Source organism: Bacillus sp. z50 (genome assembly GCF_058313585.1).
On record NZ_JBZFQL010000002.1, the window covers coordinates 261,866 to 276,933 of the forward strand.

16 protein-coding genes and 1 pseudogene are annotated in these 15,068 nt (G+C 32.7%); 7 read left to right on the forward strand and 10 right to left on the reverse strand.

Going from position 1 to position 15,068, the window contains the following annotated elements; genetic code table 11:
- Positions 1-122 precede the first annotated feature (122 nt).
- The 4 genes from AC4G3N_RS07090 to AC4G3N_RS07105 form a co-directional block, all read right to left on the reverse strand.
- Positions 123-296, reverse strand: a complete 174-nt coding sequence (locus AC4G3N_RS07090) for a hypothetical protein (protein WP_225983678.1) — start codon at positions 294-296, stop codon at positions 123-125.
- Between the two features lie 80 nt (positions 297-376).
- Positions 377-517 carry a hypothetical protein gene (locus AC4G3N_RS07095; RefSeq protein WP_225983677.1) on the reverse strand — a complete coding sequence of 47 codons (141 nt, stop codon included), beginning with the start codon at positions 515-517 and terminating at the stop codon, positions 377-379.
- A 563-nt stretch (positions 518-1,080) separates the two neighbouring features.
- Positions 1,081-1,395: a thioredoxin family protein gene (locus AC4G3N_RS07100; protein ID WP_066100123.1), complete on the reverse strand. Its 315-nt coding sequence runs from the start codon at positions 1,393-1,395 to the stop codon at positions 1,081-1,083.
- A gap of 356 nt (positions 1,396-1,751) precedes the next feature.
- Complete coding sequence (locus AC4G3N_RS07105; RefSeq protein WP_491089964.1) at positions 1,752-1,898, reverse strand: hypothetical protein; 147 nt, start codon at positions 1,896-1,898, stop codon at positions 1,752-1,754.
- A 681-nt stretch (positions 1,899-2,579) separates the two neighbouring features.
- On the opposite strand from AC4G3N_RS07105, the gene yfkAB reads away from it, so the two are divergent.
- Positions 2,580-3,707, forward strand: a complete 1,128-nt coding sequence (yfkAB, locus tag AC4G3N_RS07110; RefSeq protein WP_140461303.1) for a radical SAM/CxCxxxxC motif protein YfkAB — start codon at positions 2,580-2,582, stop codon at positions 3,705-3,707.
- A gap of 283 nt (positions 3,708-3,990) precedes the next feature.
- Positions 3,991-4,464 (forward strand): 8-oxo-dGTP diphosphatase, encoded by a 474-nt coding sequence (locus AC4G3N_RS07115; RefSeq protein WP_490551998.1) that lies wholly within the window; start codon positions 3,991-3,993, stop codon positions 4,462-4,464.
- A 175-nt stretch (positions 4,465-4,639) separates the two neighbouring features.
- Here AC4G3N_RS07115 and AC4G3N_RS07120 read toward each other — a convergent pair whose 3' ends face one another.
- Positions 4,640-5,200: a transglycosylase SLT domain-containing protein gene (locus AC4G3N_RS07120; RefSeq protein WP_066100133.1), complete on the reverse strand. Its 561-nt coding sequence runs from the start codon at positions 5,198-5,200 to the stop codon at positions 4,640-4,642.
- 385 nt (positions 5,201-5,585) lie between these two features.
- Here AC4G3N_RS07120 and AC4G3N_RS07125 point away from each other — a divergent pair, with 385 nt between their 5' ends.
- Positions 5,586-5,957 carry a hypothetical protein gene (locus AC4G3N_RS07125; protein WP_139063781.1) on the forward strand — a complete coding sequence of 124 codons (372 nt, stop codon included), beginning with the start codon at positions 5,586-5,588 and terminating at the stop codon, positions 5,955-5,957.
- A 38-nt stretch (positions 5,958-5,995) separates the two neighbouring features.
- A complete protein-coding gene (locus tag AC4G3N_RS07130; protein WP_491089965.1) occupies positions 5,996-6,463 on the forward strand; it encodes a hypothetical protein in 468 nt (155 codons plus the stop codon).
- 348 nt (positions 6,464-6,811) lie between these two features.
- Here AC4G3N_RS07130 and AC4G3N_RS07135 read toward each other — a convergent pair whose 3' ends face one another.
- The 3 genes from AC4G3N_RS07135 to lepB form a co-directional block, all read right to left on the reverse strand.
- The gene (locus AC4G3N_RS07135) at positions 6,812-7,291 is read right to left on the reverse strand and encodes a DinB family protein (protein WP_066100145.1); all 480 of its coding nucleotides are present in this window, start codon (positions 7,289-7,291) and stop codon (positions 6,812-6,814) included.
- Between the two features lie 205 nt (positions 7,292-7,496).
- Positions 7,497-7,793 (reverse strand): hypothetical protein, encoded by a 297-nt coding sequence (locus AC4G3N_RS07140; protein ID WP_066100150.1) that lies wholly within the window; start codon positions 7,791-7,793, stop codon positions 7,497-7,499.
- 152 nt (positions 7,794-7,945) lie between these two features.
- Entirely contained in the window at positions 7,946-8,476 is a 531-nt protein-coding gene (gene lepB / locus AC4G3N_RS07145; protein WP_491090085.1) for a signal peptidase I, read from the reverse strand.
- A gap of 1,438 nt (positions 8,477-9,914) precedes the next feature.
- Between lepB and AC4G3N_RS07150 the strand changes: the two are divergent.
- Positions 9,915-10,205, forward strand: a pseudogene (locus tag AC4G3N_RS07150) (3D domain-containing protein); the annotation flags it as partial.
- 1,120 nt (positions 10,206-11,325) lie between these two features.
- Here AC4G3N_RS07150 and gnd read toward each other — a convergent pair.
- Entirely contained in the window at positions 11,326-12,231 is a 906-nt protein-coding gene (gnd, locus tag AC4G3N_RS07155; protein ID WP_491089966.1) for a phosphogluconate dehydrogenase (NAD(+)-dependent, decarboxylating), read from the reverse strand.
- A 203-nt stretch (positions 12,232-12,434) separates the two neighbouring features.
- Here gnd and AC4G3N_RS07160 point away from each other — a divergent pair, with 203 nt between their 5' ends.
- Together AC4G3N_RS07160 and AC4G3N_RS07165 are read left to right on the forward strand one after the other, a co-directional pair.
- A complete protein-coding gene (locus AC4G3N_RS07160; protein WP_140461299.1) occupies positions 12,435-12,629 on the forward strand; it encodes a hypothetical protein in 195 nt (64 codons plus the stop codon).
- A gap of 76 nt (positions 12,630-12,705) precedes the next feature.
- The gene (locus tag AC4G3N_RS07165) at positions 12,706-13,191 is read left to right on the forward strand and encodes a hypothetical protein (protein ID WP_491089967.1); all 486 of its coding nucleotides are present in this window, start codon (positions 12,706-12,708) and stop codon (positions 13,189-13,191) included.
- Positions 13,192-13,278: 87 nt separating this feature from the next.
- Here AC4G3N_RS07165 and AC4G3N_RS07170 read toward each other — a convergent pair whose 3' ends face one another.
- Entirely contained in the window at positions 13,279-14,580 is a 1,302-nt protein-coding gene (locus AC4G3N_RS07170; RefSeq protein WP_491089968.1) for a S1C family serine protease, read from the reverse strand.
- Positions 14,581-15,068 lie beyond the last annotated feature (488 nt).

A 15,068-nucleotide genomic window follows, 5' to 3' on the forward strand; every position in this document is an offset into this window, starting at 1 on the left:
TGTAATTCAGCTTAAATAACAGGGCTCTGTCCAGACATTTGTTGCTAATAAATCAATAATGGAGACAGCCGACTATAGCTGTCTCCATTATTGATCTAACGCCCCAATTTATATTATTAGGATTATTCATTTGAATTTAGTTCATCTATTGTCTTGAAAATCCTGGAATATACATCTTTTATATGTTCATCATTTTTTTCATCATTATATAAACCATATCCCCACTTTTTTAATGTATCATCATCTTGTGTTGTAAAAATTCCAACAGCATAACTATTACCTGAAGTCCAATTCATTATTTTATCGTATTCCAAATCTTTTTCAGTAAAAGAGGCATAATGATTTGTTCTCATAAAAAAGTAAGGGATAGCAGAATTTAAGTAAACATCTGCATATTGACTTTCAGCAGCTTCAAAAGGTTATTTTCCGAAATAATGACAGCATCATAAGAGTTCATTTCTTTGTTTGTCATTTCTCCAAATGAAATTTCTGTAAATTCCACTTGTTCTTCTTTCACTTCCGGTTTTTCTCCAACAACAGCTATCCGTAAGGCATTTCCTTCGTATAACTCGAAATCGGGATTTGAAACACAAGCTGATAGGACAGATATTATCAGTATTAAAAATGCAATATTTAAAGATTTCGTTCCGTTTATTTTCTTCAGTTACTCCTTATATTCTCGTTTATTTACATTATATAGTGATAGATATTTTTCATTTGCATGCTAAGGTCCTTCTCTAGGGAGCGAACAGCTTAGCGGATCGAATCCCTCTCCACTCGCTACTGAGTAATTATATTCAAAAAGTTTAATCAGAACGTTCTCACTGGCTATAGAATCCATTCCCATTCAATGAGAAGCATCCATATTAGACCAACCTAGTTTGAGACGTACTATACATATCTACTTCTCTTATAAAGCAAACTATGTAAAATAGGTGCAAAAGCAATAATATATACGAATAAAGCCAATAATAAAGAGCATAACAGATATGATATTCTAATCTGTTATGCTCTTTATTTAATCTACTTTATGCCTGGATAATTTTTCTCAGCAATAGAGATGATTGGTTAACCTCTTTTTTAGAAATTGCTTAAAAAATCTCTGACTTGATCAGGCGTTTTAGCATTAGCGCTATGTAAATGAGCTATTTTTTCTCCATTTTTATAAACTAATAAGGACGGAATTCCCATAACATTTTCTTTTTCTGCCAATTCGGGTAATTCATCTTTATCAATTGTAAACCATTGTTTATCTTGATGCTCCGTAATAATTTCGTCAATAAATAAATCAAGTCGTTTACAATCTGGACACCAAGTAGTCGTAAATATATTTACTGTTAGTTTATCGCTTTTTATTTGATTATCAAATTCTTCTATAGATGTAACTTGTTGCATTCTCTAAATCTCCCTTCTCTTTCTCTATTACTATAGTAAACATTTTAAATACTTTACACATTTTAAATGCTTATTATGATGTTTACAATAATAACTATTCTCTTCAAAAATTGGTACAATAGGCTTATATAAGGAGATTACTGTAATGGAGGTTTTTTATGCTATAGTTACATCTAATGTCTATAGAATAAACAGAAGAAGCGATTGATTTATTAAAAAACACACTGCAAGAATCAGTAGAGATGTCCTCATTTGGGTCGCTCGTTCGAATGGGTGTAGTTCTATTCGAATGCAGAAAACAATTTTTACATATAAGCTTACCTTTGCTTCTGCTATTTCAATAAATCCTTTTTCTATTAATCGATATGGTCATTCCCAACAGATCCTTTATTATAGTGTGAATCCGTAAAAGCTAGGTTTGTTCTTTTTCTAAGATATTCATCTATTACTACATACAAAATCGCTACAACAATCCCAAGATAAGCAAAAAATTTAGTCTCCATTGCTACAAATAAAAATCCTGAATGAAACATTCCATATACTGTAATTTTTATTAGAAGTCGTGCTTTTTTATGCTGTACTAGACCAGCGATTATTTCTCCAATGATTGATGCTATAAATCCATAAAGAAAAACAAACAGGAATGAATATGGAAATGCCAAGAATTAAAAAAAATTAATTACATTATCACTTTGTTCTCCTAAGATATATGAAGTACCTGTAAGAAATAAGGATGTTAATACAGAAACAATAATAACCGATAGTAAATTTCTTATGATTATCCTAATGTTTGCTCCCCCAGTGCGTTAAACTTTACCGTTACATTGTAGATACTAATTTCTTAATCCATCTTGAATTATCACTTATAAAATTTCCCTTAGCTCTCGAAGTATAAATTAAACGCCTACCATCAAAATAAAATTAGCATATTCGTTATATATTTTCCGCTTTTCACCAAATATTTCTGTAAGTGGGGATTAAATCCTCATATCCTACCCATTCTTAACCCAATCATTTATTTTCACTGAAGCTAATAGGATATTCTTATGCCCTTTATCTATTATCAGAGTCTTCTCTCCATTTCAATTTTAATAATTTTATAGAATCTCAATTATAAGAATGTTGACATACTTCTAAATTAATGACCATAATATGGGATATGAATTTTTATGAGGAGTAATAGGATGATCACGAAAAGCACACAAAAAGCAACGCCTTTAAGCCCGGATTATGACCCATGGGAAACCTATATGGATATAGAACAATATGGAAAGCTAACCCTTTCTAATATAGAATTTACAACCACAACTCTATGTAATATGCGTTGTGAGCATTGTGCTGTTGGATATACCCTGCAACCGAAAGATCCTGATGCTCTGCCTTTGGAACTAATCTTACACCGTCTGGAAGAAATCCCTGCTTTACGTTCCATCAGTATAACCGGCGGTGAACCTATGCTCTCAAAAAAGAGTGTTGAAAATTATGTTCAGCCTCTATTAAAATATGCACACTCACGTGGGGTGCGAACACAAATAAATTCTAATTTAACACTTCCGTTAGAGAGATATGAAACAATTATTCCTTATTTGGATGTTTTACATATTTCACATAACTGGGGAACCATCGATGATTTTATAGATGGCGGTTTTGCTATGATGGAAAGAAAACCAACTCGTGAACAGCGAGAAGTCTTATTTAATAGAATTATTACCAATTCCCAGGCATTAACGAAAGCGGGAGTACTCGTATCTGCTGAAACCATGCTCAATAAAAGAACGCTCCCCCATTTAGAACATATTCACAAACAAATTGTTGAAGAAATGGGCTGCCAAAGGCATGAGGTGCATCCTATGTACCCTAGTTCTTTTGCATCTACTTTAGAAACACTTTCATTGGATGAAACAAGAAAAGCCATTCACCATCTTCTGGATATTCGTAATGAAAACATTTGGATGCTGTTTGGTACACTGCCTTTTTACCCATGCAGCCAAAACAGTGAAGATCTCGAATTACTGCAAAGATTATATTCAAGTAAAAACGTGACTGTTCGGAACGACCCTGACGGACGATCTCGTTTAAATGTAAATATCTTTAGTGGTGATGTAATCGTAACTGACTTTGGAGATACTCCGCCACTTGGCAATATTAAGGAGCAGTCATTGCCTGTCGCCTATAATAATTGGATGAAATCAAGCCTGGCCGATTCATTAAATTGCCATTGCCCGACAGTAAAATGCCTAGGTCCAAATGTATTGGTTAAAAACGCTTATTATCCAGAAATGAATTTCAAATTAAATAAAACCAATTTATAACGGTTCCATCTTTTAAATACGAACAGACCGCTATTTAAAAAAAGAATGGTCGATTTTTAGAAATCGGCCATTTTTTATGTCTATATAGATAGGAAAGGATCGATTAAACCACCAAACACTTTGTTCAATCCCCGACATCCCTCATTTCTTCTCCATTCTTTTTTATCTTTTGATCAATCTGGTTTATCTAATTTAGTTTGGTGATATTATGGAATTTTAAGGTAAAATTAAATTTAATACCGATAGTTATTAAAGACTGATGATCGAGGTGAATTAGGTGGAACTGGAGCAATCTATTCATTACAAATTTTGGACTGTTTGTTTGGTTCAGAATGGAGATTATGTCCTGTTATTAAATAGACAACACGATCATTTCAAGGGATTTATACCACCAGGAGGAAAAGTAGAGTTTCCAGAAAGTTTTACGGATTCCGCTATTAGAGAAGTGAAAGAAGAGACAGGGTTAAATGTAAGTAATCTTGTCTACAAAGGGCTTTATGAGTATGTCAATCCCGAAAAACATGACAGACATATTATTTTTAACTATTTAGCTACTAGTTTTAGCGGCACATTGTTGCAAAACTCAACCGAGGGTAAACCTGTATGGGTTCATATAGATGAAGCTTCTAATCTCCCTATGCAAGAATCTATAAGAAGAAGATTTCCATTGTTTTTTGAAGAAGGAACATTTGAGATTCAGGTCGAATGGGATAATGAGAGAAATCAAGAAGGTAAAGTTTCTATAAAGAAGACCTAAGCTACTGGTACAGGAGATTCTAGATACTTCTTTTTAATTGCTGTTTAAATAAAATTCTTCCGATAAACCTTAATCATTATAGTACTGTTCCTTATAATTATAGATATTTATGCACTTTCATTAATCAAACAACAACAGCGTCCGATAAACGAACGCTGTTGTTAATTAGTGTTAATTAGAACCATTTTTTAACTTTCGCTAGACATTGGTTATGCTTTTTTATGTAGGCTTTGGCTTTTCCATACTTCTTAAATCCACCTTCACCTTTGTTATAAGCACTCAAGGTAGCTTCTTTTAAAGCAGTACCCTTATAACCTTTTTTCTTATATTTCTTTTGTAAATCGGATAACATGTATGTTCCCCAATTCATATTTACGTATGGATCATAGGGTTTGTTCTTTGTCTTTGTAATTTTAGCTAAATTTTTATGGTTAATTTTATTAATTTGGAAATATCCGTAATTACTTCCGCCTTTTGCTTTTACTTTCATATTGCTTTCATGCAGCATCACTGCCAGCGTTTCTTTATAATCCAATCCTCTTTGTTTAGTCATTTTATAGAGATATTGTTGTTGAGCTTTAGGCAAAGGAACTTTTTTTGAATACTTAAATCCAGCTAAACTGCTACTTGCTGCATCAGCTTTTTGTCCCGGTATAGTCGTACTTGCGATTAACGCAAAAATGAATAGTAAACTGATAGCAATTTTCCCAAATAGTTTAGGTTGTAATTTAATCATATAAACTCCTTTTCATTAGCAACTTTTTTACTACTTTTTGTTACTCTTGTACTATATCAAAAGTCTTTGCCAGAAATGTATGAATTCATCAGATTATAACGTTATTGTAAGGATGATGTCTTCTATGTAATCTGTTTGTAAAATAAGTAGTACAATTTCAATATAAAAATGGAGTGAACTGATTTAGAAATCAATATTCTTCTATATAAAAAGGTTTTACTTTTTATAGGAAAATCTATCATTTCAGTATGGTTGCAATAGCAGCAATTCTCTTAGGGGGGTTGGAAAATAAATAAAAAAGAACCGCACACGCACACCCTTTTTTTAGCCACAAAGCTCTGTACTTCAATTTAATAATCCACGAATAGAAGGTGAATCTATGTTTTTGAACGAGTTAGAAAGATACAGAGAAACAGAAATTCTTCAAGCTGCTACTTTTGCCGCCAGTCTTAAACTACAAAAAGAAGAAGCAAAATTGATAGATAATTGGGTGGAATCGTTGATCGAAATCAATACAAAGAAAGAAATAGGGAGCAAACAAACGGAGGGTTTTTTTTCGATTTATAATACTCTGCAGGAAGCATCAGATTCTTTAGATAGTAGTTCTTTAAAATATATTTTAGGTCGGCTTCTTAAGATTTACGACTCTATGTGGGGCAATGTTTTTTCATCCGTTATAGATCGTACTACATGGAAGATTAAAGAGTATATAGATGAAGCATTTTCTTTAATAGGTTTGATTATATTTGGAAAATAGAAAAACTAAGTAAATTCTTTCATTCTACTGATTTTTTTATGCGCAATAAAGCTCTTAAATACCTACTGGACCTAAATGAGATAAGAGGATTCCATCATACTATCAAGGATTTCAAGAAAATTATAGGATTTATAAAACCAGATAATACGGATATCATACATTACCTTGTTCATTACAAAGTAAATAATAATAAGGGGTGCTATCAAATTATAAGCTTCATTTTTAATGATCTCAAAACTAATAGTTACAGGACATTCGAAATTAAAAGAGATTGTATAATTTGGTTAGATAATGCTGTTGGCAGTTCACCAAAAAAGCCTTGGTTGGACAAATTAACAGCTATTCAGAAAGAGCTTAAAGATGAGGAACTACTAAAAATAGCTCGTTGGATTTTGAATCATGGAGATTTCGAAAAGGAACAAAGTACAGGATGGACTGATGGAGTTTATAAAAAATTACAAAAATCTTCATTATGGTATTTGGATATTCGAAGTAATGATATTTAAGGAGGTCAGCCATTTAACAGTACCATTAAAACATTTCCGTTTCTTAAAAAAACATATCCATTGGGAATTGCGAGGCTTTTAGATATATTATATATTACAGTTTCTGATCACTTTATGGATTCCATATGCACTTTAAGTGCACTTCTTCATATTTTTCCAAGAAAATCATTACAAATAATTATTATTTAGAGTTATATAATTTAATTGATTTAGCACAAGGGATATATGGCTACTAATTAAAGAGGAAAACAAATAAATGGAGTTGAATGTTTTTTTATTCTATCATGCATATAAAATAGGGATTCATTCAGCTTTTTTTACTTGTCTTCCTATAAGGATTAAATTATTTTAACTTAATACCTCTTGAGATGTAACAAGCTTTTTCAATGCAAGAATATTCCCCAAATGTATTCCTTCATGAAAAATAGTTCTAACGAGGACTTGTTCCACTGTAAACATTCCAGATTCCGTTACAGAATATTCTTCTTCCAGTCTTTCTCCATATAAATCTCGAATCATAAAAGGCTGTACAGCAAGCAGTCTTTTTAAATAATCAAGTTTAGGAACCTCTCCCCTCCAATCTTCCGGGCTCGTACCATAACCAAACCATTCATTAAAATGATTAGGCAGGATGATTGGTTCCTTTGTCAAATGTTGAATCCACAAATATTGATCCAGGTATACATGTCCCAGGTTCCATCGTATATTATTTCGAAATCCCTCAGGTACAATATTCACCTCATCCTCATTCATCGAATCCACCGCCACTAACAATTCATGCCGATAATCAGCCAATTGCTTAAAGAGCACTTCATGTCTTTTTAACATATTCAACCCTCCTAAATTGTGGTATATCCATTTATTTCGGGCTGTGATTGACAATTCCCTTCCTACTTTGTAACCAATTAGAATAACTATTTAAATGAAGCTAAAAATCAACTAAATTACCATTCCATAGTACGAAACCTCTAAAGATAAGAAATTCAATTCAATCAAAAAAACATCCAATCTTGGTTGGATGTTTTCTTCTTTATCAGGAGGACTTTAGACACTTAAGTATAGTAAGCTGCATCGATATACCGTCTGTTATGATTTTTTTCCGTTCCTTTATCTTGTAATTCATTCCATCAACGATAAAATGTCCATTGCCAGAGTAGGCAACATATTTCCCTTGTTTCTCCAACTCATATTTAATGGCAACTACATATTCATTCGCATTTGGATACGTTTCATTCATCCTGAGTATAATTGTATTTCTCTCATCCCGTTTATATTTAATAAACAATAAAAAAGCAATCATAACAATGAATAAAGTTAATATATACACCACGCAGACTACCTCCGCCTCCATATATTAACTTTATTTTATAACAAAAAATGACAATACACCACATACTTTACTATTATTAAGAAATTCACTTTTTATAAACTATTAATATGTACTTGAAATAGAATTATTTTTCATTGATTTAAGAAGACTCCTCAGTCCAGTTTTCTTAAATCGGTAAATAGATAAAAGACATATTTACCTTGTCCTATAACCTGATCCTGTTTAATTAACCCTAATCCATTGCGACTATCCATACTTACAAGACGATTATCACCCATAACAAAATATTCATTTTCAGGAATAAGAATCGCTTCGAAATCTCCATTTGATTTTTCGCCTTCTTCATGGGTTTCTTGTCGATTTTTATCCAGATATCTTTCCTTTTTCTGAACATCATTAATATAAAGGATATTATTTTTTACTTCAATCTTATCCCCTGCTACACCAATTATTCTCTTAATGAACATTTCACTGTTATCACCCTTAATGATGACAATATCTCCTCTATTATATTTCTTTTCTACTAATGATTTACTGACCAGTATTCTCTCTTGATTGCGGAGAGTAGGTTCCATCGATACTCCTTCCACTTTATACGGAGTAAATAGGAAAGTCCTGATTAACATAATGACAGCAACAATGATCAGAATGGACTTTAACCAGCTAAATGTTTCATTTTTCATATTTCTATCAGGAATCAAATAATTCACCTCATCTTTCTAAAAGGGCTGGAACTCAAGTAATAAAACTTTTCAATCCTCCAAGCATATAAGGCATTATTTAAGTTCTTATGTATCCAGTCAATTCTTTATTACATACTATCCAGATATGGCAACAGTTACTCTCTTTCGTTCCGATATCTGACTAAAAACAATCTCCTCATCTTTATAAGCTCGACATACGGTAATTTAGCGTTTCATTAGCAGATTTCTAACAAATTGTTATCGTGTTTCTTCTATTATATTGATTCTTTCAAGAACTGATTAATTATCTTTTTGACGAATTAAGTCCGTTAACCTAATTTATTTAAAAAAACCTTAGAACTATGTCATATTTTAGGGTATAATAGGAATAGATTATTTTATTACAACAAAAGAATGAAAATCGACCAGCTAATATGCTTCCTTACATACAGGAAAATGAATTTACTAAAGTTTCTTTTAATTACTAACTAGTTATCAACATCCATTCTCTTAAAAACTAAATTTACATCTATTCTTATAACTACGAACTATAATTTTTGATATTTTCATTTTTTACTTTATAGCAATCACACCCATTCATTACCCTTTTCTTCCAATTTTAAGCATTGTTTTTCATAAGTTTAATATTTTTTCTCAGTTTTTTCAATCTCTTTTTTTACCATTAATTCAAAATAATGGATATTTTTGTGACAATTATGACAAAAACTCCTCTATCTAAATTTACTAGAAAAATATATTAATACCATGGTTTTATTAAGTTTTTTTACCTATAGTTTTCTGAATATTCAAATTATTAGATATGTATTTGACATATTCCCGTTATATCAGTAATGAATTTATCATCTCCTCGTTATTACTTCTTTCTCGTAAACCTGATAAGATTGTCACTGTTAGCTCAAAACAAACAATTTTAGGAGGTTCAAACTACATGAAGAAAACTTTGTTATCATTCGTAGCGGTAGCTTCCATCGCCGTTGCTATGGGCGGACCCCAAGCATCTGCCCAAGAAATCACAATCAAAAAAGGTGATACACTATGGGGTATCTCAAATAAATACGACACTTCTGTTGATCATATTAAAGAACTCAATAATTTAGATTCCGATATCATTATTGAGAATACTAAATTGATCGTAAAGGAAGACCAACCAAAAACTTATACCGTTAAAAAAGGTGATAGTCTTTGGAAGATAGCTGTTAAAAATAAAATCTCTATTAATCAGCTAAAAAGTTGGAATAGCTTAAATTCAGAAATTATTCAACCAGGTCAAGTCCTTAATTTGTCTGGTGTAGGCCAACCGGCAAAAAATAATACTGAAGCTGTTCAACAAAAAACAACAACTACATCAACAACTACTAAAACTGAAACAAAAACAGAGACAACAACTACTACTGCAAAGTCTACTGGGCAAAAAGCAGGAAAAACTCTCTCTGTTTCAGCCACAGCTTATACAGCTAGTTGTAACGGTTGTTCTGGCGTCACTGCTACCGGAGTCGATTTAAATGCGAATCCAAATGCTAAAGTAATCGCAGTTGACCCTAGTGTAATTCCATTAGGTTCAAAAGTTTATGTTGAAGGTTATGGATATGCTACTGCTGCTGATACCGGTGGTGCTATTAAAGGGAACAAAATAGATGTTTTCATCCCTACACAAGATGCTGCTCTTAATTGGGGACGTAAACAAGTTAACATTCAAATTTTAAACTAACACATTTCGCTTTAAACGACACCTTCGAGTTTACATCCAGTTCTCGAAGGTGTTTTATATATATTTTTCTTTTTCAATCTACTATTTCTCCTTAAAAACAACTGAAATACATTCTTACTCACCCTGTCTAAACCTACGTACAACACTATAAATATATCAAGAACAATTACAATCAATTAAATTTATTTATGATCTATTCATCCTCATGACTTCTTAAGGGTATCGGGGATTTAAATAGCATGACCTCTTTAAAGTCAGGTTCCGCTCATCTTCCATTTATAATGATAAAGATAGAACTTTGTGATGCTACTGACAAAACAATAAGCCAATCTTTTTTAATCTAATTTTGTTTATTAAAAGCTGTTTCTCGTATTTTTATTGGCTTATTAAATCTTGAAAAATCACATATTTATTTCTTATGAATTATGAATTGAGAATCATCGGTTACTTCAATAAATCATCTATGTCCATTCAATGAACCACTTCCTGTAAAGTAATTCCTATATAGGAATTTAAATAGCTACTCGAATATACTTATTCTACATCTCCAAATCATTATTTATCATTTCTTTAAGTATTATGATTTACTAATTAACTTTGTGGGTCGCTTCTATAAAATGCTGTTTTCTAATAGATTTTGATTTATAAGAAGAATAAAATTACTATTTTGTGGTGCCATTATATATGAAGTTAGCTACTTCAACAAACCAAAAAAGAGTATGTCATAGTGGAAAATAAACATTTTGAGGATGTTTATACAGGGGATTATCTAAAATTATTCGTGATAATGAGACAGGAGTCCTATATTTTCATGATAGCTTTCCAGCTTCCGAATTGACTGTCATGGGCGTTAAAGGATGGAAAGCCTTTAATTGATAATAATCTCCCATTCCGCAGTCGGGGACTTAGTTGAATAATCCGTTGTCCGTTTCCTAATGAAGCTGGCTTTTTCACACTTCCATAAATATTTTTCCGTGATAAACTTTATATCTTTGTTAAAGGTATTTGATTCACTCGTTCTTTGGTCGCAAAGAGTTGATCAAATTAGTAACAAATCCCCTATACAAAGAGCATACCTCCATTAACAGTTATGCTTGTTCATTAATCTATTAATCATGTACTACTTGTATTTATTCATTTTTTCGACTTTATGGCCGCCAAACTCATTTCTTAAAGCAGCTACAACCTTACCGTTAAATGTGTCATTTTCCTGTGAGCGAAAACGCATTAATAGGGCCAATGCCATTACTGGTGTCGAGGCTTGAAGGTCTAAAGCAGTTTCTAGTGCCCATTTTCCTTCACCAGACGAATGCATAACTCCCTTAATTTCTTCCAAACGGGCATCTTTAGCAAAAGCTTGCTCCGTTAATTCCATTAACCAGGAGCGCACAACCGATCCATTATTCCAGACTCTTGCTACTTGTTCATAATCAAAATTAAACTCACTTTTTTCGAGGATTTCAAATCCCTCACCAATAGCTGCCATCATCCCATACTCAATTCCGTTATGAACCATTTTTAAATAATGTCCGCTCCCCGAATCACCTGCATATAAGTACCCATTTGGTACGGAAGTGGCTGCAAATAATGGTTCAATTACTTTCCATGCGTTTTGATTGCCACCAATCATATAACATGCCCCATTTCTTGCTCCTTCCATTCCCCCGGAAGTACCGACATCCATAAAATAGATTCCAGCTTCTTTTAATACCCTGCTTCGTCTCATCGATTCCTTATAATTTGAATTTCCCCCATCTATTAAAATATCTCCAGGACTTAACAGTGGAAAAAGCTCTTCTATAACATTATCAACCACAGTATGTGGTACCATCAGCCATATGACTCTGGGTTGCTCCAGTTTATCCACTATGTCTTTCATATTAGGACTGCCAATGGCTCCATATTTTTGAAGGCTCTCAACCGAAGCTGAATTTACATCATAAGCATGCACAATAATTTGGTGGTCTATTAAATTTTTAGCCAAATTCATCCCCATCTTGCCAAGACCAATTAAACCTAACTTCATCAAGTCTCCTCCTTATTAATATCTTTATTAGTTACATACCGTTATTTTCAACAAATAAACCTTTCAATCCTTCACATCTTGCCAAATAGTCTAATACTAAACTTTCGAATTCTTAATTGTGCAGTGAGGTTTCCAATTCTTTGCCTAATCAACAAAAATTGGTTAAAATTCTATATAGATAAATAATAAAGGAGAGTAATAAGATGGCAATTTGCAAAGAATGCTTTGATGGGAATATAGTTGATGAACAACATGAGCAATATGAAAATCTAGATCGTGAGTTAGTTCGCCTTATTGAAGTAAGCCATTTTTCCTATGACGAAGCCTTTAAAAGGGCAACCAGATTATATCCTGCCATAAAGAAATGTCCTGAGTGCAATGGCAATGGCAAAATATAATAGCTTAATAATAAAATTTAGTAGCAGTCATTGATCAACCATCATTCAATCGTGTAAATAAAAATGAGGTATTTTTATGGTTAAATTAAAAGATTCTCAGCAGGAAAAACAAGATGTAAAAGTATATATCGGCGATCACTATCATTCATTTTTAAATGAGAATCATAGAATTAAAAGATGGAATTTTTTCGGTTTAGTCTTCGGGATGTTCTGGCTTGCGTATCGAAAAAGATATCTGATTGTCGGTATTTTCATCCTGATTGATATTTTAGTATCTCTCCTATTCCGTAACCACCTGTTTTATTGGTTAGTTTTTGCCGCATTAATGCACCTTTATATAGGCAGAAGCGGTAATCTTTTATATTTAGCCGGTACAAAAAAACATGTTGAACAGATAAGACGTAGACATCCACATCTCGATGAAAAGGAGATGAAACGCTTACTAATAAAAAAAGGGCGAACCAGCTGGTGTTTTATTCTGCCTTTACTTATCTATTTTGTTCTTATTCATACCTATGTGTTTATCGACGATATTAAAATTATAGTAGCCTCATATTTTTAAATGATACTTAACAAAAAATTAGAGTGATTATCCAAATCACTCTAACACTATTGACCTATAAGGTTTTCAATTTAGATCAGACGATTCCTATCCTTCGGCAAATATGTACATTTTTTCCCTCTGTCTAGCATAATTAGACCCCAAAATTACTTCAGCGAAAATTCCATAATGGATAACCTTACAGAAGTTGATTATTCTTCGTTCTCCTTTTGTTCTTTTACAGAAATACTTACTGGTTTTTTCGTCACTGGGTTCTACTATTAATTGTTCCTCTTGTTTATTGTCTAAAAGATTTCCTTCAATAACATCCTCTTTTTCAGCCTCAGATTGATTATTATATTCCCCATCTACCTCATACCAGTCTTCAGGAATTTCGTAATAAACCCCTGGCTCATCAGTTGTTTCTCCACCTTCAAAATATCCTCCGTCAATCTCTTCATCTTCTTCCTCAAAATGATAATCACCGGTCTCCGTATAAAAAAAGCCTGTTATATCACTCTCCGATAACGGATTTGAAACCCAACCACTGATAAACGAATAAACATCCTTCAGGGGAATGCTAAACCCAATTGATTCATCCTCAATTGATCTCGCTGAATTGATTCCAATTACTTTGCCTGATTTTACAGATACTAATGGACCGCCACTGCTTCCAGGAGATATCCGAGCAGTCATTTGGTAAATATTTTCATATATACGCTCCCCAATATAAAAACTTCGGTTAATGGCTGCAATTGTTCCCAAAGTTGCTGTATTAGTTTTTCCGAGCGGACTCCCCAATGCTATTACTTCCTCACCTATCGAAGCATATTCCTGGGTAGCTAGCCCCAAGGATTGCTGATTCGCCAATTCAGGTATCCTGATAATTGCGACATCATGGATATTCGAATATCCAATGACTTTTCCTGCATAGGATTGACTTGTATAATCGATTGCTGTTATATCAACAGAGCCCTCTACTACATGAGCATTTGTAAGGATATCTCCATGATCATTAATGATAAATCCAGTACCTTGATTATCCTCAGTGAAAATAGTAAAAACTTTTGCAAGTGATTCAGTTATAATCTCAGAAACCTCTTTTTTGGTATCTACTTTTATTTCAGTTGCCGGTTTAGGCGTTGTTTTAATTTCCTCTGCTTGATTCGTTTTTCCATTCTCTTTATGTACCAATTTTATTTCTTTTATGCTTCCATATTCGACCTGCTTATGATTATCCGTTTGATTTGCAGCTAATAAATAGATGCTTGCTGAAAGAATAGCGATGATACTAAAAGAAACCAAGACAACTTTTGATCTCTTTCTTTTTGGTCCATTCTTCAATTTACCACAATGCAAACAGTACTTACTTCGGGTATTTATTTCATTCTGACAATAGCGACATTTCATTCTTTACACCTGCTTCTTCATTGACAGCTAAATGACCATCATCTCTTATACATTATTTCGTCATTCACGCCAGAAAAATGAAGCATGGTCATAAAATATTCTACAATTCAGCGTAGAATAGCCTAATAAGAGCTAAACTGAAAAAGAAAAACGATAGCACACCGTTTACTATAGCTAATCCCTTATGTTTTAAACGTATTTGTTCAATACACGTCACCATAAACATGAATCCTATCGACATATGCAAGTACGGATAAAGCCAAATGCTCTCTTTAACGACAAAAATAAGCTATTACAATTACAAATGAAGAACTGATGAACTTAAAAACTTTCATAAAAACTCCTTTTATCCTTTTTACCTAAAATCTTCCCTTAGCATGTTACCATACTTTAAACCGCTAGATGAATAAAGAACATAAACAAAACAAGGATTGCTCAATAAACTGCTTCTGTTCAGCTTATTAGACAATCGCTTCATTTACCTTTGA